Source organism: Streptomyces sp. NPDC029044, from assembly GCF_040637495.1.
Lineage (GTDB): Bacteria > Actinomycetota > Actinomycetes > Streptomycetales > Streptomycetaceae > Streptomyces.
Genome location: NZ_JBEZWN010000047.1, coordinates 37152 through 61537, shown reverse-complemented (window position 1 = coordinate 61537; position 24386 = coordinate 37152). Strand labels below are relative to the sequence as shown.

20 protein-coding genes and 1 pseudogene are annotated in these 24386 nt (G+C 72.1%); 10 read left to right on the top strand and 11 right to left on the bottom strand.

Annotated features, from left to right (window positions below; translation table 11 throughout):
* Positions 1-204: 204 nt before the first annotated feature.
* Positions 205-1287, bottom strand: a complete 1083-nt coding sequence (locus tag AB0E85_RS29250) for a S1 family peptidase (protein ID WP_361933188.1) — start codon at positions 1285-1287, stop codon at positions 205-207.
* A 362-nt stretch (positions 1288-1649) separates the two neighbouring features.
* Here AB0E85_RS29250 and AB0E85_RS29245 point away from each other — a divergent pair, with 362 nt between their 5' ends.
* Positions 1650-2534: an alpha/beta hydrolase gene (locus AB0E85_RS29245; RefSeq protein ID WP_361933185.1), complete on the top strand. Its 885-nt coding sequence runs from the start codon at positions 1650-1652 to the stop codon at positions 2532-2534.
* 332 nt (positions 2535-2866) lie between these two features.
* On the opposite strand, the gene AB0E85_RS29240 is transcribed toward AB0E85_RS29245, so the two are convergent.
* The 3 genes from AB0E85_RS29240 to AB0E85_RS29230 form a co-directional block, all read right to left on the bottom strand.
* The gene (locus tag AB0E85_RS29240) at positions 2867-3544 is read right to left on the bottom strand and encodes a hypothetical protein (protein ID WP_361933183.1); all 678 of its coding nucleotides are present in this window, start codon (positions 3542-3544) and stop codon (positions 2867-2869) included.
* Between the two features lie 121 nt (positions 3545-3665).
* Complete coding sequence (locus AB0E85_RS29235; protein ID WP_361933181.1) at positions 3666-4571, bottom strand: S1 family peptidase; 906 nt, start codon at positions 4569-4571, stop codon at positions 3666-3668.
* Positions 4572-4860: 289 nt separating this feature from the next.
* The gene (locus AB0E85_RS29230) at positions 4861-6120 is read right to left on the bottom strand and encodes a DUF5685 family protein (RefSeq protein WP_361933178.1); all 1260 of its coding nucleotides are present in this window, start codon (positions 6118-6120) and stop codon (positions 4861-4863) included.
* Positions 6121-6409: 289 nt separating this feature from the next.
* Between AB0E85_RS29230 and AB0E85_RS29225 the strand changes: the two genes are divergently transcribed.
* Positions 6410-6850, top strand: coding sequence for a cell division protein SepF (locus AB0E85_RS29225; RefSeq protein WP_030850887.1), 441 nt, complete (start codon positions 6410-6412; stop codon positions 6848-6850).
* A gap of 49 nt (positions 6851-6899) precedes the next feature.
* On the opposite strand, the gene AB0E85_RS29220 is transcribed toward AB0E85_RS29225, so the two are convergent.
* Together AB0E85_RS29220 and AB0E85_RS29215 are read right to left on the bottom strand one after the other, a co-directional pair.
* Positions 6900-8090 (bottom strand): acyl-CoA dehydrogenase family protein, encoded by a 1191-nt coding sequence (locus tag AB0E85_RS29220; protein ID WP_361933175.1) that lies wholly within the window; start codon positions 8088-8090, stop codon positions 6900-6902.
* A 180-nt stretch (positions 8091-8270) separates the two neighbouring features.
* Positions 8271-9875, bottom strand: coding sequence for an MFS transporter (locus AB0E85_RS29215; RefSeq protein WP_361933172.1), 1605 nt, complete (start codon positions 9873-9875; stop codon positions 8271-8273).
* 263 nt (positions 9876-10138) lie between these two features.
* Here AB0E85_RS29215 and AB0E85_RS29210 point away from each other — a divergent pair, with 263 nt between their 5' ends.
* Positions 10139-11353, top strand: coding sequence for a glycosyltransferase family 39 protein (locus tag AB0E85_RS29210; protein ID WP_361933170.1), 1215 nt, complete (start codon positions 10139-10141; stop codon positions 11351-11353).
* Between the two features lie 227 nt (positions 11354-11580).
* A complete protein-coding gene (locus tag AB0E85_RS29205) occupies positions 11581-12564 on the top strand; it encodes a phosphatase PAP2 family protein (RefSeq protein WP_361933168.1) in 984 nt (327 codons plus the stop codon).
* Between the two features lie 74 nt (positions 12565-12638).
* Here AB0E85_RS29205 and AB0E85_RS29200 read toward each other — a convergent pair whose 3' ends face one another.
* Complete coding sequence (locus AB0E85_RS29200) at positions 12639-12854, bottom strand: I78 family peptidase inhibitor (RefSeq protein WP_361933165.1); 216 nt, start codon at positions 12852-12854, stop codon at positions 12639-12641.
* A 429-nt stretch (positions 12855-13283) separates the two neighbouring features.
* Here AB0E85_RS29200 and ctaD point away from each other — a divergent pair.
* Positions 13284-14810, top strand: a pseudogene (gene ctaD / locus AB0E85_RS29195) (cytochrome c oxidase subunit I); the annotation flags it as partial.
* 43 nt (positions 14811-14853) lie between these two features.
* Here the strand turns inward: ctaD and AB0E85_RS29190 are convergent.
* The 3 genes from AB0E85_RS29190 to AB0E85_RS29180 are packed head-to-tail and all read right to left on the bottom strand — an operon-like array spanning position 14854 to position 17757.
* The gene (locus AB0E85_RS29190) at positions 14854-15894 is read right to left on the bottom strand and encodes a YafY family protein (protein WP_361933162.1); all 1041 of its coding nucleotides are present in this window, start codon (positions 15892-15894) and stop codon (positions 14854-14856) included.
* A 38-nt stretch (positions 15895-15932) separates the two neighbouring features.
* The gene (locus AB0E85_RS29185) at positions 15933-17219 is read right to left on the bottom strand and encodes an ABC transporter substrate-binding protein (protein ID WP_361933160.1); all 1287 of its coding nucleotides are present in this window, start codon (positions 17217-17219) and stop codon (positions 15933-15935) included.
* Positions 17194-17757 carry a hypothetical protein gene (locus AB0E85_RS29180; RefSeq protein ID WP_361933158.1) on the bottom strand — a complete coding sequence of 188 codons (564 nt, stop codon included), beginning with the start codon at positions 17755-17757 and terminating at the stop codon, positions 17194-17196. The genes AB0E85_RS29185 and AB0E85_RS29180 overlap by 26 nt, the downstream gene beginning before the upstream one ends.
* Positions 17758-17902: 145 nt before the next feature.
* On the opposite strand from AB0E85_RS29180, the gene AB0E85_RS29175 reads away from it, so the two are divergent.
* Genes AB0E85_RS29175 through AB0E85_RS29165 form a run of 3 tightly spaced genes read left to right on the top strand, consistent with a single transcriptional unit; the run spans position 17903 to position 21764 of the window.
* A complete protein-coding gene (locus AB0E85_RS29175; RefSeq protein WP_361933156.1) occupies positions 17903-18379 on the top strand; it encodes a hypothetical protein in 477 nt (158 codons plus the stop codon).
* On the top strand, positions 18379-21126 hold the full coding sequence (locus AB0E85_RS29170; protein WP_361933154.1) for an ATP-binding cassette domain-containing protein: 2748 nt from the start codon (positions 18379-18381) through the stop codon (positions 21124-21126). Before AB0E85_RS29175 ends, AB0E85_RS29170 begins: the two co-directional genes overlap by 1 nt.
* Positions 21123-21764 (top strand): ATP-binding cassette domain-containing protein, encoded by a 642-nt coding sequence (locus AB0E85_RS29165; protein ID WP_361933151.1) that lies wholly within the window; start codon positions 21123-21125, stop codon positions 21762-21764. Before AB0E85_RS29170 ends, AB0E85_RS29165 begins: the two co-directional genes overlap by 4 nt.
* 117 nt (positions 21765-21881) lie before the next feature.
* Here AB0E85_RS29165 and AB0E85_RS29160 read toward each other — a convergent pair whose 3' ends face one another.
* Positions 21882-22514 (bottom strand): transglycosylase family protein, encoded by a 633-nt coding sequence (locus AB0E85_RS29160; RefSeq protein WP_361933148.1) that lies wholly within the window; start codon positions 22512-22514, stop codon positions 21882-21884.
* A gap of 543 nt (positions 22515-23057) precedes the next feature.
* On the opposite strand from AB0E85_RS29160, the gene AB0E85_RS29155 reads away from it, so the two are divergent.
* The gene (locus AB0E85_RS29155) at positions 23058-23855 is read left to right on the top strand and encodes a hypothetical protein (RefSeq protein ID WP_361933145.1); all 798 of its coding nucleotides are present in this window, start codon (positions 23058-23060) and stop codon (positions 23853-23855) included.
* 85 nt (positions 23856-23940) lie between these two features.
* Entirely contained in the window at positions 23941-24330 is a 390-nt protein-coding gene (locus AB0E85_RS29150) for a hypothetical protein (RefSeq protein WP_361933142.1), read from the top strand.
* The last annotated feature ends 56 nt before the right edge of the window (positions 24331-24386 follow it).

The following is a 24386-nucleotide window of genomic DNA, read 5'->3' as shown; positions in this document are numbered from 1 at the left end:
GTGCCGGGGGGTGTCCGCCCGCAGCGGTTGGCGCGTCAACGCCAGTCAGTCGGTAGGGGGGTCCATCGCGCCGTTCCGAGGACGGACACCCCCCGGCGCGGCCCCGACCCACACCCGGCGTCAGGCGAAGCCACACGAAAACCGCACACGACAGACGAAAGCCCCGCCCCTCGCACAAGGGGCGGGACTCCACGCACTCACATGTCAGCCGATCTGCGTCCCGGTAGCCGACAGCGCCTCGGTCACCGGCTGGAAGAACGTCTCCCCGCCCGAGGTGCAGTCACCGCTGCCGCCGGACGTGAGCCCGACCGCCTTGTCACCCGAGAACAGCGACCCGCCGCTGTCACCCGGCTCCGCGCACACGTCGGTCTGGATCAGCCCGTTCACGATGTCGCCGTTGCCGTAGTTCACCGTGGCGTCCAGCCCGGTGACCTTGCCCTCGTGCACCTGCGTGGTCGACCCGCTCCGGGTGACCGCCATGCCGACGGTCGCGTCCGCGGCGCCCGAGATCTTCTGGGTGGAGCCGTTGTAGAGGTTCACCTCACTCGGGTGAGCGACCTCCGCGGTGTACTTGACCAGCCCGTAGTCGTTGTCCGGGAAGCTGGAGTCCGCGTTGGTGCCGAGCTCCTTGCCGCTGGAGTCCGACCACGTGGAGATGCCCTCGGTGCAGTGACCGGCGGTCAGGAAGAACGGCTCGCCGCCCTTGACCACGTTGAAGCCCAGCGAGCAGCGCCCGCTGCCGCCGGTGATCGCGTCACCACCGGCGATGAAGGGCTTGTACTCCCCCTTCGACCGCTTCAGTTCGGCCTTCGCCCCGAGCCCGTCCACGACCTTCGTCAGCTTCGCCCACTCGGCCTTGGAGACCGTCCGGTCGGCGGTCACCACGACCTTGTTGGTGGTCGGGTCGGTCACCCAGGCGGTGCCCGGGATCGTCGCGTCCTGCTTCAGCGTGCTGCGGGCGCTCTTGAGTTCGGCGAGGGAGTTCGCCACGACTCTCGCCTTGGCTCCGGCCTTCTCGACGGCCTGCGCGGCGGCCTCGTCGAGCACGTTCACCACGAGAGCCTTGCTCTTCGTGTCGTAGTACGTCCCGGCCGCGTCGCCGCCCAGGTCCTCGGCCAGCGTCGAGGCGAGCTTTCCGGCCGCGGCGACCGACAGGGTCCGGGGGGCAGACGCCTCAGGGGTCTCACTGGCGTTCGCGGTCTGGAACGTCACTCCCGCGGCGACCAGCGCGGCGATGCCCGCACCTGCCACGGCTGCACGCCGCTTGGGTATGCGTCGGTGCTTCAACTTCTGTCCTCCTGTGGGGGGTCGGCACGAGAGGTTGTGGGGACCTCACGAGCCGGAAGGCTTCGTTGACGAGCGCCCACTATTCCGAGGACAACCGGGGGCACACAAGGTCGAGTTCAGGACGCGCGTAGATTACGGAGCGCACGCCCCCTCATTTTTGACCGTCCACGGCCAAATCGGACCCACCCAACTCCCGTTCACACTGCAAACATTACGCGTGAGTAATGTGTGCGCACTCTGCGACGTCTACCCCTGGCTGATTTTCGCCCCCCGCCCACCCGTTTCCCACCCAAGGACAAGAGGCAGCGGTTACTGAATTACTCGTAAAAGTCACCACACTTCAGTCGAGAAGGAGGACAAAGATGGGCGAAACCGTACGTATGCGGGACGGGCGCCGGCTGACGGTCGAGGAGTACGGCCGCTCCGACGGCACGCCGGTGCTCCTGTTGCACGGCACCCCCGGCTGCCGCTTCGGAGTCGTGCCCGAGGACGTCATGGCCGCACACCCGGGCCTGCGGTTCATCGCCTACGACCGCCCCGGATACGGCGATTCGGACCGTCTGCCGGGGCGCCGGGTCGCCGACGCCGCCCAGGACGTCGCGGAACTGGCCGACGCCCTGGGGCTGGGCCGGTTCGCCGTACTCGGCCGCTCGGGCGGCGCGCCTCACGCCCTGGCCTGCGCCGCGCTGCTGCCCGACCGGGTACGGCGGGCGGCTGCGCTGGTGTGTCCCGCGCCGCCGGACGCGCAGGGGCTGAGCTGGTTCGACGGGATGACGGACTCCAACGTCGAGGAGTTCACCCGGGCGCTCACCGACCCGCTGGGCTTCGCCGACCGGCTCGCCGCCCGTGCCGCCGACATCCGCAGGGACCCCGCGCAGCTGCTCGTCTCCATCCGCGACGGGCTCACCGACTCCGACCGCCGGATCGTCTCCGCGCCCGCGGTCGGCGACCTGCTGCTGCGCAACTACCGCGAGGCGCTGCGCACGTCGGCGAACGGCTGGGTCGACGACGACCTCGCCCTGGTGAGCCGCTGGGGTTTCGACCCGGCGGACATCACCCGGCCGGTCCTGCTGTGGCACGGCGCGCTGGACAAGTTCTCGCCACGGGGCCACTTCACCTGGCTGGCGAGCCGCATCCCCCGGGTCCGCCCGGTCCTGGCCCCGGACACCGGCCACTTCGGGGCCCTGGAGGCCCTTCCGGCCGTACTGGACTGGCTCGCCCCGGCACAGACACCCATTGCGTCATGACCACCCCCGAGCGACTCGATCCACCCGCTCCGATCCAGCCGCCCGCGCAACCCGGCGCTCCAGTCACCGCCCGACCACCCCCCGGCCGGGTCCAGCCACCCCGCCCACTCACCACCGGCACTCCCGCCGCCCGGGCCTCACGGGCCGCCCGCCCCTCCTGCCGCCCGGGCCTCACGGGCCGCACGCCCCTCCCGCCGCCCGGGCCTCACGGGCCGCCCGCCCCCCCTGCCGCCCGGGCCTCACAGGCCGCCCGCCCCCCTGTCGTCCGGCCCGTTCCCACGGCCCGGCCGCCCCACGGCCGCCCCCCGGAGGGACCCCGCGCCCGCGGGCGTTCAGGAAAGCGGACGCTCCGGCCGGGTCTCGGGGCGGCTCAGGCGGGCGCCGCGCATCAGGTCCATGACGCGTTCGTGGCTGTCGCCCACGGCGTCCACGACCCGCAGCCGCATGCGGAGCTGGTCGATGTCGTCGACGAACCGCGGGCCGTACAGGCCCGCCCGCATCCCGCTGTCGCTCAGCGGGAAGCCCGCCCCGCTCAGCCGCTGGTGGTAGTCCTTGCCCTGCACAAGGCCCACCTCGGCCAGCGCCTCCAGCAGCCCGGCGTGGTCCGTCCACTCCCCGGGCTCCCCGCCGCACGGCACGAAGCAGTAGTCCACCCGTTCCACCACCGCGTGCTGCGAGCCGCCGTTCACTATCTCCACGCTCCACGCGGGCTCGTCCGGCCCGAGTTCGCCGACCGTCCAGCTGGAGCTCCAGCCCAGCGCGGGCCGTACCGTCCGCGCGTACTGGGCCCGGCCGAACACGGCCGCGAGCGCGACCGCCAGCAGGCTGCCCAGCCGGTTCATGTCCATCAGCCGCAGCCGCCAGGGCCACTCCCGGCTCAACTCGCCGGTCACGTTCGACCGCACGATCTCCCACAGCAGCACCAGCGCCAGCAGGACCAGCAGGACCAGCGGCGCCAGAAACAGCAACGGGCTGCGCCGCACCCGCCGTTGCCGGTCGTCGAAGTCCATCGCGCGGATCCCTCCCCCATGTGATCACCGGCAGCAGACACTAGCGAGCCCCCGTACGCAGGGTCGCGTACGGGGGCCACCTGTCGAGGTGCGAGGTGCTGGTGCCGTGGTGCGGGCCGGCCTAGTAGACGCTGACGCCGTAGGCGCTCAGGGCCTCCGTGACGGGCTGGAAGAACGTCGTGCCGCCGGAGGTGCAGTTGCCGCTGCCGCCGGAGGTCAGGCCGTAGGCGACACCGTTGCTGCCGTAGAGCGAACCGCCGGAGTCACCGGGCTCGGCGCAGACGGTGGTCTGGATCAGGCCGGAGACGATGTCGCCGCCACCGTAGTTGACGGTGGCGTTGAGGGCGGTGACACGGCCGCTGCGGGTACCGGTCGTGGAGCCGTCGCGGATGACGGTGGTGCCCACGCTCGGGGTGGCCGCACGCGTGATGTCCACGCCGTTGGCGGTGCCGGGACGGCTGACGGACCCGCTGTAGCGCACGAGACCGTAGTCGTTGCCCGGGAAGCTGGAGCCGGCGGTCGAGCCGATGACCGTGGTGCGGCCGGAGTTGGAGTACCAGGTGCCCGCGCCGTCGGTGCAGTGACCGGCGGTCAGGAAGTACTCGGTGCCGTTGCTGGCACGGACGTTGAAGCCGAGGGAGCAGCGCCAGCTACTCGCATAGATGGCGTCGCCGCCCTGGATGAGCTTGTTGAACTTGCCGGGGGTGCGCTTGATCGTGAGCGCGTCGGCGTTGCCGCCGGCCTGCTGCTTGATCTTCGCTATCTCGGTCTGGGTGACCGTGCTGTCCACGGTCAGGATCACGCGGTTGGTCTTGCTGTCGACGGCCCAGGCGGTGCCCGGGATGTCGGCCTTCAGCAGCGAGCCGCTGGCGCTCTTGAGCTCCGCGGCGCTGAAGGTGGTGGGGGCGTCGGATGCGTTCGCGCTGGGGATCGCGATCGCTGCGGCGGCAACGAGGCCGGTGGAAACGGCGATCAGCCGGGTCCGTCTCGAAATGCCACTGCGGGGGGTGGTGCGCTTGATCCTCACTTTTCGTTCCTCCACAAAGGAAGTAGGGGGCCCTCGTGGGGTTTCGGGCCCGTGAGGCGCAGTCCTGGACCGGCTGTTCGGATTCCGAACACGCCGTGCCCCTGACAAGCGCTGGGGGGAGTATTCGGCCGAACGGCCGGTCGGCGCAAGAGTGCCTTTCGGACTTCAACCTCTGAGCGATCTTTGCGGAGCCGCCCCGCGGCCGGTTCCCGGGCCCTCGCCCGCACCCTTTCCGGAGGGTCGTACGGGTCTTACGGGACGGGTCCTACGGGTCTGCGCCGTGGTCGGGTCAGCCGTCGCAGGGGCAGCAGCAATCGCACCCGTCGCAGTCGCAGTCCCGGCAGACACCCTCGCGCTTCTTGCGGGACCACGGCCCCTCGTACTCCTTGGCGCAGCACAGCTTGCAGGTGCAGCACAGGAGCCAGAACATCCCGCAGCCGGCCCAGAACCCACGCCGGCGGGGCGGCTGGGGCACCGGCGCGCCGCCTCCGAACCCACCGCCTCCGAACCCACCGCCTCCGAACCCGCCGTCGCCGAACCCGCTCCCGCCGTACGCGCCTCCCCCGCCCGCGTACGGGTGCCCGCCACCACCCGCGTAGGGGTGGTGCGGGGAGCCGTAGGGCCCCTGCGGCGGCTGCCCGTGGGGTCCCTGCTGCCCGTAGGGTCCGCCGCCCTGATGGGAGGCGCACACCGGCACCGTGCCGAACGCCCGGTCCACCGAGCGCCGCAGTTCGTGCACGAGCAGCAGATGGACGAGCCGGGCGTCGGCGAAGTCGGCGTCGCGCAGTGCCAGCCGCACCCCGTGCACCGCGTCGTCGGCGAGCCGCCGTACCTCCGCCAGGGAGGTGCCGGTCGCGGCGATCGGGTTCCAGGCGCCTGACGCGGCGTCAGCGTGCAGGTCCTCCACGGCGTCCAGCAGGTGCGCGAGGCGTCCGAAGAGCCGTCCGGCCTCGGCGAGGGGCACGGCGTTGTGCGGCCGGCCGGCGAGGACGGCGGTGTGCGCGAAGGCCGCGGCGGTCGCGGTCTCGGTCGGTTCGGTGACGGCCAGGAGCGGCGTCCCGGGCCCGGCCAGCGCCTCGATTCCGGCCTGCCGGTCCACGGCGTCGACCAGGATCGCAGTGTCGAATCCCACAGCGGTGCCGGTCCGGGCACCCGCCGTGTCCCAGCTCGCGGCGACCCGGCGCGCCGCACGCGCCACCGGCCTGCGGGCCAACAACCCGTCACCGTCCGTGACGTGGTCGCGGACTTTCGCCGAGGCCAGCACCAGGGAAACGGCCGCCGCGAGCCGGGCTCCCTCGCCGTGGGCGACGGAGGCGGTGCGCATGCCGCGCAGCGGGCACGGTCCGGCCGTACGCCGGCCGGTCCCGTCGCTCTCCGACTGAGCCTCCGTCAGAACCGAGACGAGCAGCCCATCATAATTCGTGACTATCCGGGCGAACTGCCCGTGGTCACCCCGTAGGGCGAGGCAGAGCCCGCACAAATGCGCCATCCACTGGCCTGCGAGCTTCTCCCCGAGCCGGTGTCTACAGGGCCTGACGATTCCGAACACAACGCTCCCCCGAGGTTCGTGACGACGTTGAGCTGCGGCATCGTATCGGCCCCGGCATTCACCCGTACGCCCCGGCGTCACCCGTACGCCGAGAAGAATCATATTTCACTCACAGTCAGCAGCCGTTTGGGAAACGGCCCTTGGGACACACGGACTCTCGACGGATTCGCTGTGCACCAGTACCGTCACAAACCCCCCGTGCGGCGTCTATCCACTTGGCGCGCCATCCGCATCATGGACGACCATAGGGATGCGGAAAGCAGAAAGACCGCTGTGAGAGGAGGCGTCCATGGGATCGGTACGCAAGGCAAGTGCCTGGCTTGGCCTCGTCGACGACAACGAAGACGAGCGTTACTACGACGACGACGACTACTCCGACGGGAACGAGCCCGGGGAGGCCTGGGTCACCGATCCGCGTGTCAAGGTGGCCTCGGACGTCGCCGAGGAGAAGGGCCGCCGTATCGGCACGGTGACCCCGGACAGCTTCCGGGACGCACGCGCCATCGGCGAACTGTTCCGCGAGGGCGTGCCGGTCATCATGAACCTCACGGCCATGGAGGCGTCCGACGCCAAGCGCGTGGTCGACTTCGCGGCCGGGCTGATCTTCGGCCTGCGCGGTTCGATCGAGAGAGTGTCGACCCGCGTGTTCCTGCTGACCCCCGCCAACACGGAGATCGTCAACGGCGACCCGGCCGGGCACCGGACGGACGGATTCTTCAACCAGAGCTGAGGCAGGGCCGCTCACCGGCCCTGCCCCCGCGCAGGGTTACCGGACCGGCCTACCGGAAGGCGTCGAGTCCGGTGAGCGCCTTGCCCAGCACGAGCTGGTGCATCTCGACGGTGCCCTCGTAGGTGAGCACCGACTCGAGGTTGGTCGCGTGCCGCATCACGGGGTATTCGAGCGAGATCCCGTTGGCGCCGAGAATGGTCCGGGCCGTGCGGCAGATCTCGATCGCTTCCCGGACGTTGTTGAGCTTGCCGAAGCTGACCTGCTCGGGGCGCAGGCGGCCGGCGTCCATACGCCGCCCCAGGTGATGGGCGAGCAGAATCCCCTTGTGCAGTTCGACCGCCATGTCGGCGAGTTTGGCCTGGGTGAGCTGGAAGCCCCCGATGGGCCGCCCGAACTGCTCCCGTGACTTCGCGTACTCGACGGCGGCCTCGAAACTGCTGCGGGCCGCGCCCATGGCGCCCCAGACGATTCCGTACCGGGCGTGCGACAGGCAGCTGAGGGGCCCGCGCAGGCCGGTGCCCTCCGGGAGGACGGCGTCGGCGGGCAGCCGCACGTCGTCGAGCACGAGCTCACTGGTGACCGAGGCCCTGAGGGACCACTTGTGCTTGATCTCGGGAGCGGCGAACCCGCCGCTGTCGGTGGGCACCACGAAGCCGCGCATCCCGTCCTCGGTCTGCGCCCAGACGACGGCGACGCCGGCGACCGACCCGTTGGTGATCCACATCTTGCGGCCGTTGAGGATCCAGTCGGAGCCGTCGCGCTTGGCGTACGTGCGCAGGGAAGCGGGGTCGGAGCCGTGGTCGGGCTCGGTGAGCCCGAAGCAGCCGATCACCTCGCCGGCGGCCATCCGCGGCAGCCACTGCTGCTTCTGCTCCTCGCTGCCGAAGCGGTGGATGGCGTACATGGCGAGGGAGCCCTGCACGGAGACGAGGGAACGGATGCCGGAGTCGGCGGCCTCCAGCTCAAGACAGGCCAGCCCGTACTGCACGGCGGACGCGCCGGCACACCCGTACCCGTCGAGCGACATGCCGAGGGCTCCGATGCCGCCGAGTTCCCTGGCCAGCTCCCGGATCCCCGGCAGCTCCCCCTTCTCGTACCACTCGGCGACATGGGGCAGCACCCGGTCCGCGGCCCAGGCCCGCACGGTGTCCCTGATCCCGAGGTCCTCCGGCTCCAGGAGGTCGTCCAGGCCGAGGGGATCGGCGGGATCGAAAGGAGGCAGCTTGGATGAACCGGACATGATCGACACCCTCCGAAGCTCATTAACTAGCAGCGCTAGTCAGACGCTACGGCCTCGACCCGTCCCCGCACCACCCGTGCCGCGAACCGCAAGCCGCCGACGGCGAAGCACCCCACGGGCGACCCTCACCCCTCAGCCGAGAGCCACGGGCGGTGCGGTGCGCGGGTGGGCGAAGGGGTGTCACACCGAGACGCGGGACTCCGCTGCGTCCCTGGGGGCGGGCAGTTCCACCGGCTCCGAGGACTCGCACTGCATGGCCCGCGGCAGCCGCAAGGCCATCACGGCCCCCAGCAGCAACAACCCCGCACTCACCAGCAACGTCACATGCAGGCCGTGCACGAACGCGTCCCGGGCCGCATGCCGCAGAGCGGCACCGGCGGACCCGCCCAGCTGCGCGGCAACCTCGTACGCCTCCCCCAGCGAATGCCCCGCCGAGGCGGACGCCGACGCCGGCACCCCCGGTACGCCCGACAGCCCGGGCGCGTACGCCGCGTTCATCACCGTGCCGAGCAGCGCGATCCCGATCCCGGCCCCGAGCTGGTACGACGTCTCCCCGATCGCCGCCGCCCCACCGGCCTGCTCCGGCGGCGCCTCGCTCAGCATCGATTCGTACGCCCCGAACAACGTCGTCTCCAGCCCGAAGCCGAGCAGCACGAACCCGCTCAGCATCAGCGCGCAGTCGTCCGTCCGGCCCAGCGCCGTCAGCAGCACCACCGCGAACGCCGTGAGGCAGAACCCGGCGCACACCATCCGGCGCGGCCCGAACCGCCGCAGCATCCGCGCCCCGGCCAGCCCGGCCGCCATCGCCGCGAAGGTCAGCGGCAGCAGCCGCAACCCCGTCTCCAGCGGCGACAGCCCGAGCACCAGCTGGAGGTACTGCGCCGCGATCAGCTCCAGCCCGACCAGTGCGAGCATCGCCAGCACGATGCACCCGACGGACGTACTGAACGCCGGCCGCGCGAACATCTTGAGGTCGACCAGCGGGTACGTCCGCCGACGCTGCCGCCGTACGAAGCCCGCCAGCAGCACCGCGCCCACCACCAGCGGCAGCACGGTGAGCAGGCTGCCCACCGACTCCCCGCTGCCGAGCCGCTTCACGCCCAGTACGACACCGAACAGCCCGGCCGCCGCCATCAGCGCACCGACCACGTCCCAGGGACCCTTGCCGTCCCCCTTCGACTCGGGCAGCAGCAGTCGTCCCACCGGGAGGCTGACCAGCATCAACGGAATGTTGACGAGGAACACCGAGCCCCACCAGAAGTGCTCCAGCAGGAAGCCGCCGAGCAGCGGACCGACCGCCGCACCCACCGCGGCCACGGCGCTCCAGATGCCGATCGCGAGCGCCCGCTCGCGCCGGTCCGGGAAGACCTGCCGCAGGATCGACAGGGTCGCGGGCATGATCATCGCGCCGCCGACGCCGAGCAGCGCCCGCGCCACGATCAGTACCTGGGCGCTGTCGGCCAGGGCGGCGAGGCCGGAGGCGACGCCGAACAGCGTGTAGCCGAGGAGCAGCACTCTGCGGCGGCCGATGCGGTCGCCCAGCGTGCCGAACAGGATCAGCAGCGAGGCGCAGACCAGTGGGTAGACGTCGACGATCCAGAGCAGCTCCATCCCGCCGGGCCTCAGGTCCTCGGTGACGGCGGGGACCGCCACGTGCAGCACGGTGGCGTCGACGGCGACCAGCAGCAGGCTGACGCAGAGGACGACGAGAACCACCCAGCGGTTGGCACCGGCCCCGGCCGCCCGACGGCGCAGCGCAGCGGCGGCCGTGGTCGTCCCGGACATGTACGTACCTCCCAGATGTTCCCTCGCGATCGGCGGGCTCGCGGGGTGGGGGACGCCCCCGCGACTCGGCCGGAGAGGAGCGGTGGTCTCCGGCCCGCGCAAACGAAAAGCGAGTGACACGTCAGAGTACGCGAGTCCCTGGCGGAGACCAGTGGCGGACCTCTCACACCTCCGGCGGAAGGATGTGGCGTACGCCACTCTCTCCGTGATGGTTCACGCCCCGGCCGGCCGGGCGGTTCCGGGCCGGGTCGATAATCGGGCCCGTGACCGATCTTGAGACGCGCGTGGCCTCGCCCCGCGCCGGGGCGCTGCGCCGGGCGGCTCCGGCGCTCGCCGGGTACGCGGCCGTCCGCGCCCTGGGCCTGCTCGCCCTGTTCCTGTGGAGCGCGGCGCGGGACAAGAACGCGTACACGCTGCTGACCGCCCGCTGGGACGCGCTCTGGTACGTCAGGGTCGCCGAGCTCGGCTACGGCTACGAGGTGCGGCTGGCGAACGGGGACGTGCACTCGAACCTGGCGTTCTTCCCGCTGCTGCCCTGGCTGGAGCGGCTGGTGGCGGCGGTGTCGCCGCTGTCGTACGCGGACGGGGGGTTCCTCGTCAGCCTGGTCGCCTCGCTCGCCGCGGCCTGGGGGATCTTCGCGGTGGCGGACCATGTGTACGGCCGCCGGGCCGGGGTGTGCGCGGTGCTGCTGTGGGCCGTTCTTCCGGTCGGAATCGTGCAGTCGATGGCGTACAGCGAGTCCCTCTTCACGGCGCTCGCGGCCTGGGCGTTGTACGCGGTGCTGACCGGCCGCTTCGTGACGGCCGGCGTACTGGCCCTGTTCGCCGGGCTGACCCGCCCCGTGGGGCTGGCCGTCGTGGCGGCCGTGTGGGTGGCGGCGGTGGCCTCCTTCGTACGGGACCGGCGCGCGCCCGGGCCGGACGCCCCGCACGTCCCCGCCGAACCCGCCGTCCCCGCCGAGCCCGCCGAGCCCGCGACCCGGGTCCGGCGCGCCCTGGGCATGGCTCTGGCCCCCCTCGGCACCGCCGGCTACGTGCTCTGGGTCGGCCACGACACCGGCAAGGGCCCGCTGGGCTACCTGGACGTCCAGGCCGGATGGCGCAACGGCTTCGACGGCGGCTACGCCTTCGCCCGGTTCGTCGCCGAGAAGTTCACGTCGTTCCCGTCGGCACTGGCCGGTGTGGGGCTGATCGTGGGAGTCGCGTCAGTCGTCTGGCTGTATGTGACCGGAGTACGTCAGCGCCAGCCGCTGCCGCTGCTGGTCTACACCGGGGTCGTGACCGCGCTCGCGCTGTGCGCGTCGAGCTACTTCGGCTCGAAACCGCGTCTGCTGCTGCCCGCCTTCCCGCTGCTGCTGCCGCTCGCGCTGGCCCTGGCCAGAGCGCGTCTGCGCAGGTCAACGGCCATCCTGGGGACCGTAGCGGTGGCCTCCGCGGTGTACGGGGCGTTCTGGCTGAACGGCTCCGGTCCGCCCTGACCCGCTGTGAGCGCAGGGGGAATTCCGCACCATGCCCCGGTGAACGAATTCAAAAGCGCAATAAAACCCGCATCCGGAATGATCAAAGGAATTGAAGGCCGCAGCGGCTGGCGATTACAGATTCACTGGAAATAAACCCCCTCCTGAGAGGAATCCCACATCACATCGTCATCACAAAGCCGTTGATTCGCCGGGGATCCGAGCTCACTCGCTGTAACGTCGATTGGGTGCGTACCGAACCGAAGCTCACCCGTCTGGACCGGGTGTTCGCCCGGCTGGACCGTGAGCCGGAACGACCGGCCCACATCGATGTGCCGAAGATGAGCAGGCACCGCATCGTGCTCTTCGCGGGAACCCTGGCCTTCTACGGCGCGATCGTGTGGGCCGTGGTGATCACGTCCTGGCTGGTCCGGCTCGACTGGCAGGTCATGTTCTTCCGCCCGTACCAGCAGTGGTCGGAGATCCACTGGTTCGTCGACTACTACGTGGTCCTCGGCCAGCGCGGCCCGACCGCCGTGATGGTCGCGGCCTGGCTGGGCTGGCGCTCCTGGCGGCAGCACACCCTGCGGCCGATGCTCGCGCTCGGCGTCTCCCTGCTGCTGCTGAACATCACGGTCGGCGCCGCCAAGTACGGCATGGGCCGCCTGGGCCCGCACTACGCGACCGTGATCGGCTCGAACGAGATGTGGCGCGGCGGCGATATATTTCCGAGCGGTCACACCGCCAACGCCGTGGTGACCTGGGGAATCCTGGCCTACCTGGCGTCCTCCGCGAGAGCGCAGCGCTGGCTGTCCGCCGTGTCCGCGGTGACCTCGCTCGGCGTAGGGATGGCCACGGTCTACCTCGGTACGCACTGGCTGAGTGATGTGCTCCTCGGCTGGACCGCGGGTCTGCTGATCCTGCTCGGCCTGCCGTGGTTCGAGCCGCTGATCGCCCGTGCCGAGGCCGCGATCTTCGATCTGCGCGACCGTCTGCGGGCCCGCGGGCGCCGTACCGCGGCCGGCTCTCCCATCGTGATCACGCCCCTGCCCGCCGACCGGGAGGACGTGGCGGCCCACCCGTCCCGGGCTCCGGCCTACCTGGCGCCCGGCCCGCACACGGCCCGCTCGGAGCGCACGCCGATCACCCCCGCCGGCAGCCGCCGTCCTCAGCACCCGGAGCGTCACCCGCGCGGTTCGGCCTCGTCGGCGCGCCCGCTGACGGGCGGCTGACCACGACCGGTACGCGTCCTCTCCGGCAGCGCGAGGCCCCGGTTCCGGAGTGGAACCGGGGCCTTCGCCGTGTCTCAGCCCTTCCAGGCCCGCGCCACCCGGCCGCCCTTGACCTCGAAGTTCAGCCGGCCCACGCGGTACTCCATCGTGATGATCGCCCCCGGCGGCAGCGAGCGCACGGTCGGCCAGCCGCGCTCGCGCGCGCGGCGTTCGGCCCGGTCGGCCTCCAGGCCGACATAGGTGTCCGGGCTGTCGTCGGGTTCAGCGGAAGGTGTCGGAGTCGGTGCCATGCCACCACGCTATGCGCCGGCCGCAGACCGCGGAAGTCCGGGCTCGGGCCCCGGTCACTGTCCGCCCCCCGTCACGCTTCTGTCACAAGATCACGACAGGCGTTTCGGGAGCTGTCCGTCACACGGACGAGCGGTTCCGTACGCCTTCCGCAGGCATTCGATCGGAATTCCCGCGTGTCACATGAGCTCATGGAAAAGTTCGGCGGAAAGTGCCGGGTGAAGTGCCTCCGGGGCTCCATTCCATTCCTGTGCCGCACCGGCCGGGCGTAGCCGGCGCGGCACAGGAAAGGCATGACTTCGGCATGCGGAGGCCGATACGCCCCCTGTCGGAGCGCGCGGTGACGCGAGCATCATGGCGTGAGCTCGCGGGTACGTGAGGCGCGGGCTGCGGCGGGCCCGGGGCGCGATCAGCGAAGGGGCGAGCGAGCGATGGGGACGCAGACCGTACAGGCGGCGGCGCCGTCCGAGCCGCGGACGCGGCACGGGCGGGTGGTGGTCGACTGGCTGACGACGACGGACCACAAGAAGATCGGCCATCTCTACCTGATCACGTCGTTCGTGTTCTTCCTGGTCGCCGGAGCGATGGCGCTGCTGATGCGCGCCGAGCTGGCCCGCCCCGGTCTCCAGATCATCGACAACGAGCAGTTCAACCAGGCGTTCACGCTGCACGGCACGATCATGCTGCTGCTGTTCGCAACGCCGACCTTCGCGGGCTTCGCCAACGAGCTGATGCCGTTGCAGATCGGCGCGCCCGACGTGGCCTTCCCACGGCTGAACATGTTCTCGTACTGGCTGTTCCTGTTCGGCGGGCTGATCGTGCTCGGCTCGCTGCTGGTGCCCTCCGGGCCGGCGGACTTCGGCTGGACCGCCTACGCTCCGCTCAACAGCGCGGAACGCTCGCCGGGGATCGGGGCCGATCTGTGGATCATGGGGCTGGCGCTGTCGGGCTTCGGCACGATCCTCGGCGCGGTCAACTTCATCACCACGATCATCGGGATGCGCGCCCCGGGCATGACGATGTTCCGGATGCCGATCTTCGTGTGGAACACCCTGTTCACGTCGATCCTGATCCTGATGGCCTTCCCGATGCTCGCGGCGGCGCTGCTGGTGCTGGAGGCGGACCGGCGGTTCGGCTCGCAGGTGTTCGACGCGGCCAACGGCGGGGCGATCCTGTGGCAGCACCTGTTCTGGTTCTTCGGCCATCCCGAGGTGTACATCATCGCGCTGCCGTTCTTCGGCATCATCACGGAGATCATCCCGGTCTTCAGCCGCAAGCCGTTGTTCGGCTATCTGACGCTGGTCGGGGCGACGATGGCGATCACCGGCCTGTCGATGATCGTGTGGGCGCACCACATGTTCGCCACCGGTGCGGTGCTGCTGCCGTTCTTCTCCTTCATGAGCTTCCTGATCGCGGTGCCGACGGGGGTGAAGTTCTTCAACTGGGCCGGCACCATGCTGAAGGGCTCGCTGTCCTTCGAGACGCCGATGCTGTGGGCGACGGGCTTCCTGGTCACGTTCCTGTTCGGCGGCCTGACCGGGGTGATCCTGGCGTCGCCGCCGATGGACTTCCACGTGACGGACACGTACTTCGTGGTGGCGCACTTCCACTACGTCGTCTTCGGCACCGTCGTCTTCGCGATCTTCGCCGGGTTCTTCTTCTGGTGGCCGAAGTTCACCGGGAAGATGCTCGACGAGCGACTGGGCAAGATCCAGTTCTGGGTGCTCTTCGTCGGCTTCCACACCACGTTCCTGGTGCAGCACTGGCTGGGCGCCGAGGGCATGCCCCGCCGCTACGCCGACTACCTCGCGGCGGACGGCTTCACCGCGCTCAACACGGTGTCGACGATCGGCGCGTTCCTGCTCGGCATGTCGACGCTGCCGTTCCTCTACAACGTGTGGAAGACGGCCAAGTACGGCGAGAAGGTCCAGGTGGACGACCCGTGGGGCTACGGCCGTTCCCTGGAGTGGGCGACCTCGTGCCCGCCGCCGCGGCACAACTTCACGACGCTGCCCCGGATCCGTTCCGAGTCGCCGGCGTTCGACCTGCACCATCCCGAGTACGCGGCGGTGACTGCGCAGCCCGAGCCAGAGCGCCATCAAGCCGGTCCCGAGTCGTCCTGATCGCCTCGATGAGCCCGTCCGGCTCCAGCACCTCGAAGTCGAAGCCCAGCATCACCACGTGGATGACCATCACGTCGAGGCTGCCGGCGCCGCAGCGCAGCAGGCAGGTGTCCGCGCTCTCCGCCTCCAGCACTCCGGCGGAGGGCGAGATGTGTTCGGCTGCTTCCTCCAGGGGCACCAGGAGCCGCACGACGGCGTGGGTGGCGTACGCGCGCGTGGAGACGCCCTGGGAGACGTAGGCGGCGAGGTCCTCGGCGGGCGGCTTGCGCGGGGTGAAACGCGGGCCGTGCGGCGGCCTGGGCGTGACCCGGTCCACGCGGAACGTGCGCCAGTCGTCCCGGTCGAGGTCCCAGGCGACCAGGTACCAGCGGCGCTCGGTGCACACCAGACGGTGCGGTTCGACCGTGCGGCGGCTGGGGGTGCCGTCGTGGCCGCGGTACTCGAAGCGCAGCCGTTCGGTGTCCCGGCACAGGTGGGCGAGTTCGGTGAGCACGGCCGGGTCGACGGACGAGGGCAGCGTGCTGCGCAGCATCGGCACGGTGAAGGCGTTCAGGGCTCCCACGCGGCGGCGCAGCCGGTCCGGCAGCACCTGCTCCAGCTTGGCGAGGGCCCGGACCGAGGTCTCGCCGATACCGTCGATGCCCTGCCCGGCGGCCGTACGCAGCCCGACCGCCACGGCGACGGCCTCGTCGTCGTCCAGGAGCAGCGGCGGCAGTTCGGCGCCCGCGCCCAGCTGGTATCCGCCGCCGGTGCCGGGGCTGGCGTTGACCGGGTAGCCGAGTTCGCGCAGCCGGTCGACGTCCCGGCGCAGGGTGCGGGCGCTGACGCCGAGCCGGCCGGCCAGGTCGGCGCCGGACCACTCGCGGTGGGCCTGGAGCAGGGACAGCAGACGCAGCAGACGGGCCGAGGTCTCCAACATGGGGCGAGTCTGCCAGGCCTTGCGGACAAGGACTGTCCTCAAGGCGCGTAGGCCAGTTGCGGGACGGTGAAGCAGGTGCGGTTCATGTCCCCCTGGCCCACCCAGCCCTCGCCGTCCTGCCAGCGGGCCACCGACAGGCAGGTCCTGCTGCTCCTCGGCGGCTCGGGCAGGCGCTCGAAGCGGACGGGGAGCAGCAGTCCCCCGGCGGTGTAGCCCTGGCTGCGGTTCATGAAGGCGTCGACGCACGCGCGCGTGATGCCCGTGTTCGCGCAGGACTTCGCCGCGTCCGTGAACCACCGCGCGGCCGCCCACCCCTCCAGCTGCCACTGGGAGTGCGTTTTCAAGTCCTTCGTCGCCTCGCGGAACTCCCGTACGGCCGGGTGGCCGGTGTCCTCGAAGTTGCGGCTGGCGCCGGTCGCCCACAGGGCGTTGCGGCAGCGCGGCGCGTCCTTGTAGTCGTCGGCGACGGTGGAGGTCCAGTTCTGCACGTTGGTCACCTTGGCGGTGACGTCGGCGCCGGCCTCGTCCATGGCCTGGCAGAGCCGGGCGTTGCCGTGCCCGTCGATCGCGTCGAACACCAGGTCGGCGCCCTGCTCCTTCAGATCGGCGGCGACGGCGCGGAAGTTCGGCAGGGCGAAGTCGACCTGCTCGGTGACGACCTCGTAGCCCTCGGCGCGCAGGCCCCGCTCGACGAGCCGGGCGTAGGCGGCCGAGGCGGACTGGTTGTAGGAGACGACGGCGGCCGTGCGGGCGCCGTGCTCGCGTTTGAAGTAGCGGTAGACCTCGGTGCCGCCGTACAGCTTCCCGTCCCAGCCGGGGGTGCCGTCGCGGGGCGCGAGACTGCCGTAGATGCCGTAGAGGTGCGGGAAGGTGTCGTAGGCGGTGCCGATGGGCTGGCCGCCGATATCGGGCACGCGCGCACGGGCGACCCGGGAGGCTCCCGCGTAGTCCAGGGCGGTGGTGGCGACCAGGGCGACGACTTTGTCCTTCTCCACGAGCTGGTGCACGCACTCGTTGTTGCCGACGCCGCTGCCGCCGTCGTCGCAACCGCGCACCTCGACCCGGCGGCCGTCGACGCCCCCGCGCGCGTTGAGCCGGTCGAAGAAGGCCTTGGCGCCGTCGCGCGGGCCGGTGAAGGCGCTGCCGCCGACCGGGCTGGTGGCGCTGGTGATGATGCCGACCCGCAGGGGCACGGGGTCGCGGGGCGGGCGGGTACGGTCGTCGTGGTCGAAGTCGCTCTCCGGGAGCCGGCTGCCGCAGGCCGCGCTCAGGGCGAGCAGCAGCACCGCGACCAGGGCCTCAGCAGCCCGGGATCGGCGATGCATTGCCGCTCAGCTGCACCAGCGCGCACAGCGTCTTGGCGGACACCTTCCAGGTGCCGTCCTGCTCGACGGCGCTTCCGGAGGCGTCGGGCAGGGCGGTGGCGCCCTTCAGGGTGAGTGTGTACGTCACGTCCGCCCCGGTCGCCGAGGTGAACTCGACCTTGGTGACCTTCGCCTGAACCTGCCCGCCGCGCTCGTCACCGCTGAAGGCCTGGAGGACCGGGCCCATCCGGTCGCCGTTCTCCAGGACGGCCTGCTTCTCCTCGGTCGAGGTCTTCGGGTCGAAGAATTTCTGCCAGTTCTGCCGGATCTCCGCCTCCGCCGCGGCCCGGTCCGCCGGCGCGGAGGCCGGGGCGCTCGTGGTCCGCTCCGCGGTCGGGGTGGGCGGCGTGGCCTCGCTGCCGCCGCCGCTGTCGTCGCTACAGGCCGCCATGGCCGGGGCGAGGGCCAGGATCAGGGCGGCGGCGATCGCCGTACCCCGTCGCGCGGTGCGTGGACCCCCCGTCGCGTTCCCCCGCTCGAGGTCGCTGCCGAGAACCATCTGGCTCACCACCGGGTGTCGGTCCGGGCCATGTGCGCCCGGTGCTTTCAGGGTCAGCTTCCACAGGGCATAGTGCAAGCGATCGGCGGACTTGAACAGGCAGCCCGACGCACGCACAGCCGAATCCGATGTGTGGGAGCCAGCGATGCGGACCAGCCGACTGCGGACCGTGCATCCCGTCCTGTGGGCGGGCTGGACCGCCCTGGCCGCCGGCGCGGTGCTGTGCGTCGTCGGCTGGTACGGAGTCTCCGGGGAGCGTTACGCCGAACGGCAGTTGCCCTACCTCGCCTCCTGCACGATTCCCGGTGCCGCGCTGATCGTCGCCGGGGCGGTGCTGCTCGCCCGGGGCCGGGAGCCGATCGCCGCCGCGCGCGTGGAGGAGCTGTACCACCTGCTGGTGGCGGCGGAGCCGGACGAGCCGGAGGCGGCCGGCCGGGCCGCGCTCGCGCCGCTCGCGGTCAGCGGCGACCTGCTGATGGTGCCGGGCGGCACGCTGTGGCACCGCGCGGACTGCCCGCTGGTCGCGGGCAAGGCGGAGGCGGTGCCGGTGGACTCCAAGCTGGTGGCGAGCGGTGAGCTGGACCCCTGCCCGATCTGCGAGCCGGCCGAAGAAACCGACTGATGTCGTCACTGACGTACGACCTCACCCTCGCCGGGCTCTCGGTGGGCAGCGCGGCGGCGCTGACCGGGATCGGCCTGATCGTGACGTACCGCGCGACGGGCGTGCTGAACTTCGCCCACGGCGCGATCGCGATGGTGTGCGCGTACGTGCTGCGGCAGTGCGTGGTCGAGTGGGGCTGGCCCCTGTGGCTCGGTGCGGCGGTGACGCTGCTGGTGCTGGCGCCGGGGCTCGGGGTGGTCCTGGAACGGTTCGTCTTCCGGCCCCTGGCGGTCCTGGGCGGCGACCCCGCGCAGACGCTGGTGGCGTCCATCGGGGTGTTCGTGCTGCTGGTGGGCGGGGCGGCGCTGCTGTGGGGGCAGGGGGCGCGGGACGACGCGCCGGTGCTGGTGCCGGACGAGCCGTGGGGGCAGCTGGCGGTGGTGCTGGTGCTGGCCGCCGGGGTCGCCGCGGTGGTCCGCCGGACGCGGTTCGGGCGGGAGCTGCGGGCCGTGGTCGACGACCGGCGGCTCGCCGTGCTGGGCGGTATCGACGCGGACCGGGTCGCGGCAACGGGCTGGGCGTTCGGCTCGTTCACGGCCGGTCTGACGGGGGTGCTGCTGGCACCGTACGTGCGGCTCGACCCGTACGGCCTCTCGCTGCTGGTCATGGAGGTCGTGGCGGTCGCGGTGGCCGCGCGGATGCGGAGCCTGCCCGTCGCGGTGGTGGTGGCGCTGGGCATCGGGGTGGCGCAGAGCCAGCTGACGCGGCTGCACCCGACGGGCTGGGCCGAGCCGCTGCTCCAGGCGGTGGGCACGAACCTGTTCGTCGTCGCGCTGCTGGTAGCGGCGCTGGTCCTGCCGGGCGTCGGGGAGCGGGACGCGCTGCCCCGCACGGCCACGGCCCGCGTGGCGACCCCGCCGGGCGCCTGGATCGTGGTGCTCGTGCTGTTCCTGCTGCCGCTGGGGCTCGCCGGCCAGGATCTGCACACCTCGGTCCAGGTGCCTGCACTGGCCGTGATCCTGCTGTCGCTGGTGGTCGTCACCGGGCGCGGCGGCCAGATCTCGCTGGGGCAGGCGGCGTACGCGGGCCTGGGCGCCCTGTTCACGGCGCTGCTGGCGGCGGGCCGCTTCCCAGGGCTGCCGGGCCTGCCGGAGCTGGCGGCCCTCGTGGTGTCGGTGGTCCTGGTGGCGCCGCTCGGTCTGCTGACGGGCTGGCCGGCGATCGGCCGCCGGGGCCTGGCGCTGGCCCTCGCGACCTTCGCGGTCGGTGTCGGGGTGAGCCGCTTCGTCTTCGCCCAGCCGTACGCCACGGCGGGCCTCACGCTCGGCCGCCCGGCGGGCTTCGACGGGGACCGGGCGTACTACGTCCTGGAGCTGGTCCTGCTGGCGGGCGCGCTGCTGGCCACGCACGCGCTGCGCCGGGGGCGGACGGGCCGGGCCCTCGCCGCCATGCGGGATCACGAGCGGGGCGCGCAGGCGGCGGGAGTCCGGGTGCCGTCCCTCAAGCTGCTGGCCTTCGTCGCGGGCGCGGCGCTGGCCGCGCTGGGCGGCGGCATGCTCGGCATGGGTCTGCGCGCCTTCGACGCCGCCGCCTACGACCCCGTGCGCGGCCTGTTGTGGTTCGCAGCGGTGGTGGTGCTGGGCGCCGACAGCACGCTCGGCGCCCTCGCAGCGGCGGCTCTCCTGGTCGGGCTGGACGCGGGCACCCGGGGCGGCGTCGCGGCGGCCCTGATCGGCGTCCTGGCGATTCTGGTGGGCCGCTTCCCGGACGGCCCGTACGAGGCCCTGCGCACGGCCGCGGAACGTCTCCGTCCGCGCCGCACACCCGCCCTGACTCCGGCGGGCGCCCGTGCCCGCCGACTCCTGAGCCCGGCGGAGCCGCAGACGGCTGCGAGGGCCCGGGTACCGGCCGGGGCGACGCGCGTGGCCCACAGGGCTGGAGCACCCGCCCGGCGCGAGCCGAGACTCAAGCCCTCACCAGCCCCCCGGACCAGGTCAGCCCCGGGCCCGGGTACCCGGCCGTACGCCCCGGCGCACGAAGGAGACGTCCCGGCGGCCCCGACCCCGACCGCCACTCCCCTCCTCACCGCCCGCCGCCTCCACGCCCGCTACGGCGGCTTCACCGCCCTCGACGGGGTGGATCTGGAGCTCTCCCCCGGCCGGATCACGGCGGTCGTCGGGCCCAACGGGGCCGGGAAGAGCACCCTGTTCCACTGTCTGGCAGGGACGCTGCCGCCCGCGCGAGGGACCGTGCTGCTCGGCGGGCGGGACATCACCGCGCTGCCCGCCCACGCCCGGGCCCGGCTCGGTGTCGCACGGACGTTCCAGCAACTGGCCGTCTTCCCGTCGCTGACCGTGGCCGAGAACGTCCGCGTCGGCGCCGAGCAGGGCCGGGTGACCGACCCGGGGGCCGTGGAGCGCGCCCTCAGGCTGCTCGGGCTCGACGGCCCCCTGCGCGCTCGGCCCGCCGCCGGGCTGCCCACCGGGACGCTGCGCCGCGTCGAACTGGCCCGGGCCCTCGCGGGAAGCCCCCGGGTCCTGCTCCTCGACGAGCCCGCCGCCGGGCTCGACACCGCTGAAGTGACCGCCCTGACCCGGGTCCTGAAGGCCCTGGCCGCCGACGGCACGGCTTTCCTCGTCGTCGAGCACGACCTGGACCTGGTGGCCGGACTCGCCGACGTCGTGCACGTGATGACCGCGGGGCGGATCGTCGCCTCCGGCCCGCCCGGACGCGTGCTGGACGCCCTGGAACCGGGGGCCGGCCGATGACGACCGTCTCCCTGCGCCACGCACGCGTGCGCTACGGCCCCCTGGAAGCGCTGCACGGCATCACCCTCGCCGCTCCCGGCCCGGGCCTCACCGTGCTGCTGGGGCGCAACGGGTCCGGCCGCAGCACGGCCCTGCGCGCCCTGGCCGGCACCGTGCCGCTGTCGGGCGGCACGGTGGTGTGGGACGGCACGGACGTGACCCGCGTCCCGGCGTACGAACGGGCCCGGCGGGGACTGTGCCTGGTGCCGGAGCGGCAGGCCGTGTTCGGCTCGCTCACCGTGCGCGAGAACCTCGCACTCGCCGCGCGCGACCACACCCCGGCCCTCGACGCCTACCCGCAGCTGCGGTCGCTGCTGGAGCGGCGCGCCGGCACCCTCTCGGGCGGGGAGCAGCGCATGCTCGCCCTCTCCCGCGCCCTGCTCGCCCGCGCGCGCGTGGTGCTCGTCGACGAGCCCGCCCAGGGCATGTCGCCCTCGGTCGCGGCCCGGACGTACGAGCTGCTGGGCGCACTGGAGGCGTGCGTGGTGGTCGCCGAGCAGCGGCTGCCGCCCGTCCTGCGGGACCGGTCCGCGATCGTCTACGAACTGCGCCGCGGGAACGTCGTGTTCGCCGGGGAGGCGGGCGAACTCACGGGCTGATGCCGGACGAGCTCACGGGCTGACGCCGGGCGAACTCACGGGCTGCTGCCGGACGCGCGGGCCCCGTCCGGTCGGCGACCGGACGGGGCCCGTGGCCCGGCGAAGGGGAGCGGCGTCTCAGAACCTGAGGCGCAGGCCGGGCACGATCACGTCGGGATCCCCGCCGATGGCGTCCTTGTTGACGGCGTAGAGGCGCTGCCAGGTGGTCCCGTGCCGGGCTGCGACACCGCTCAGCGTGTCGCCCCGGCGGACGGTGTAGTCACCGCGGGAGGAGCCGCGGTCCGCGTGTTCCGTGGAACGCGCCGGTGCCTTCGGCGGTTTCGCCGGGGCCTGCGCGGTGGAGGTCACGGGGTCGGCGGCGGGTGCGCCGCCGCTCGCCCCGGCTCGTGCCGAGCAGGTCGGCCAGGCGCCCCGCCCTTGGGCGCGCTGGACCTTGGTGGCCACGGCGATCTGCTGGGACCTGCTCGCCCGGTCAGCGGTGGGCGCGTAGGCCGTGCCGCCGTAGGCGTTCCAGGTGGAGGCGGCGAACTGGAGTCCGCCGTAGTAGCCGTTGCCGGTGTTGATGTGCCAGTTGCCGCCGCTCTCGCACTGGGCGATGCGGTCCCACACCCCGCTGTCGGCCGCCGCGGCGTTCCCGGTCGCGGCGAGCAGTCCGAGGGGCGCGAGCAGTGCCGCCCCGGCGAGGACCGCCGTCGTACGAACCTGGCTCTTGCGGGCATCGGGGCGAGAGGAATCGGCACACTCGGACATATAGGTCCCCTTCGAAACACCCGGGATCCCCCAAGGCGGAGCGCCACTCCCGCGCCATGGGGCGCGAGGGTCGCGCTCGCCCCGTCCACCGGTGCGGTGCCGCGCCGGGTTCCTGGGAACCCGGCGGCCGGTGGACGTACCCGAGCGGTGCTCGTTGCACACGGCGGAGGAATCTAAGGAGGTCGGAGGCCGGCATCAACCAGTCGCCCGTCCGGGCAGGCCAGTTCACCGATACCTTGGGTAACAGCCATTTCCGGACACCCACTTCATTCGCGGATTTCCGGATTTGTTCACCAACTCCCCCGTCTGCCTGTGACCCACTTCACCCCTTCAACGCCCTTTACACAACAGCGAGTTGACCGGGAGTGTGCGATTCCGCGCGAAGCGTGACCCTGCGCGCCGGTTGGTTCGATTCCGTTCGCCCTGGGGCGTGACTCCCGCCACAGATCGCCCGTTGTCTTCTTCATGAGCCGGGACCGACCCGGACCACGGGCCGGGAGCCACCCGGCTTTGCCACGCACCGCATCCCCGAGGGAGCCACCCGTGCCGCGCATGCTCGACGTCAGCGACGAGGTACGCGCCGAGATCGGCGACGAAGAAGCCGACCGCCTGCTCGCCGGAGAGACCGCCCCGGGCAGTTACGACTGCACGTCCTGCCGCACACCGGGCGACTCCGAGCAGGAGCGCACCAGCACCGTTCTGTTCATCGGTGACGAGACCGCCGTCCTCGCCTTCGCCCACTCCGGCTGTCTGCCCTCGCAGGTCGTGCAGGTCACCGAGGAGCAGCTGCGGGGCGCCGTGAAGTCCATCGCCGGCGACACCGTCGACCTGGAGCCCGACCGGGTGGTGCCCGACAAGGCGGTTCCCGAGCAGGCGGTGCTCGGTGTGACCAGCGGGCTCGTCCTGATCGGCGGGGAGCTCCACCCGGCCCTGGTGGTGGAGCCGACCGGGCCCATCGCCCGGCCCGGCACGACCGGCACCGGCGACGACTTCCTGCCGCTGCTCATCGAGCAGGGCTTCATGCCGCTGTCGGAGCTGTCGGCGGTGCCTCCGGTGCTGCACGGCTGGTCGGTGCTGCTCGCCGTGGGCCAGCTGCACGCGGTGCTCCAGCCGGGCAGCAACGGCGGCCAGCCGGTGGCCTGGTGGCAGGCGCACCAGCCGCTCCAGGTGACCGACGGCTGGCGCGCGGCCGCCAACAAGCACCAGCAGGTGCTGATGTTCGCCGCGCCCGCCGGCTCGATCGGCCGCCAGCCGCGCGAGGACCTGCTGCGGGACGCGCTGGACAAGGCGGCGGCGAACGGAAAGCTGGTCGGCTCGGCGCTGCCGCTGGCCGGCACCTGAGCCGCCCGTCACCCGAGCACGCCGCAGACCCGCGAAAGCCGTACCCGGGCCGCATCCCTTGACCCGCGGGGTCGTTTGGACATACGTGCACGCATACGACGTTCCCCGCCGCCAGTCCTTCTCGCCGATCCCGTCCGCGCGATCGGCTCAGGACGCCCAGGGCGGCCCATCGGCCACGCCGATCTACGACGCGCTCTACGCCGAGTACGTCAAGTCCTTCCGCGCACTGCCCGGCGACCGCAGCGGCGAGGAGAAGCTGGGATTCACCGCATTCGGGAACACCCCGCACGGCTCGGGCTCGTACACAGGGGCGTACGGCAGCTCCTACAGTGCCTACAGCGCGGGCGCCCAGAGCGCCCGCCATGCCGCCGGGCAGCAGCCGCAGTGGCAGCGTGTCGGAACCGTCGCCGCACACAGCACGGGGATGCACCACGTACCGGCCGCGCTGCCGCCCGTGCGGCGGGGCGGCGTCTGAGCGAGCACCGGACACGGGAAAGGGCGGCCCCGAACGGGGCCGCCCTTTCCCGTGCT

Bases quoted from the DNA above. Each gene is read 5' to 3' on its own strand.
- AB0E85_RS29245 (WP_361933185.1), top strand. From the start codon at position 1,650: ATGGGCGAAACCGTACGTATGCGGGACGGGCGCCGGCTGACGGTCGAG.
- AB0E85_RS29240 (WP_361933183.1), bottom strand. From the start codon at position 3,544: ATGGACTTCGACGACCGGCAACGGCGGGTGCGGCGCAGCCCGTTGCTG.
- AB0E85_RS29225 (WP_030850887.1), top strand. From the start codon at position 6,410: ATGGGATCGGTACGCAAGGCAAGTGCCTGGCTTGGCCTCGTCGACGAC.
- AB0E85_RS29220 (WP_361933175.1), bottom strand. From the start codon at position 8,090: ATGTCCGGTTCATCCAAGCTGCCTCCTTTCGATCCCGCCGATCCCCTC.
- AB0E85_RS29215 (WP_361933172.1), bottom strand. From the start codon at position 9,875: ATGTCCGGGACGACCACGGCCGCCGCTGCGCTGCGCCGTCGGGCGGCC.
- AB0E85_RS29200 (WP_361933165.1), bottom strand. From the start codon at position 12,854: ATGGCACCGACTCCGACACCTTCCGCTGAACCCGACGACAGCCCGGAC.
- AB0E85_RS29190 (WP_361933162.1), bottom strand. From the start codon at position 15,894: ATGTTGGAGACCTCGGCCCGTCTGCTGCGTCTGCTGTCCCTGCTCCAG.
- AB0E85_RS29185 (WP_361933160.1), bottom strand. From the start codon at position 17,219: ATGCATCGCCGATCCCGGGCTGCTGAGGCCCTGGTCGCGGTGCTGCTG.
- AB0E85_RS29180 (WP_361933158.1), bottom strand. From the start codon at position 17,757: ATGGTTCTCGGCAGCGACCTCGAGCGGGGGAACGCGACGGGGGGTCCA.
- AB0E85_RS29175 (WP_361933156.1), top strand. From the start codon at position 17,903: ATGCGGACCAGCCGACTGCGGACCGTGCATCCCGTCCTGTGGGCGGGC.
- AB0E85_RS29170 (WP_361933154.1), top strand. From the start codon at position 18,379: ATGTCGTCACTGACGTACGACCTCACCCTCGCCGGGCTCTCGGTGGGC.
- AB0E85_RS29165 (WP_361933151.1), top strand. From the start codon at position 21,123: ATGACGACCGTCTCCCTGCGCCACGCACGCGTGCGCTACGGCCCCCTG.
- AB0E85_RS29160 (WP_361933148.1), bottom strand. From the start codon at position 22,514: ATGTCCGAGTGTGCCGATTCCTCTCGCCCCGATGCCCGCAAGAGCCAG.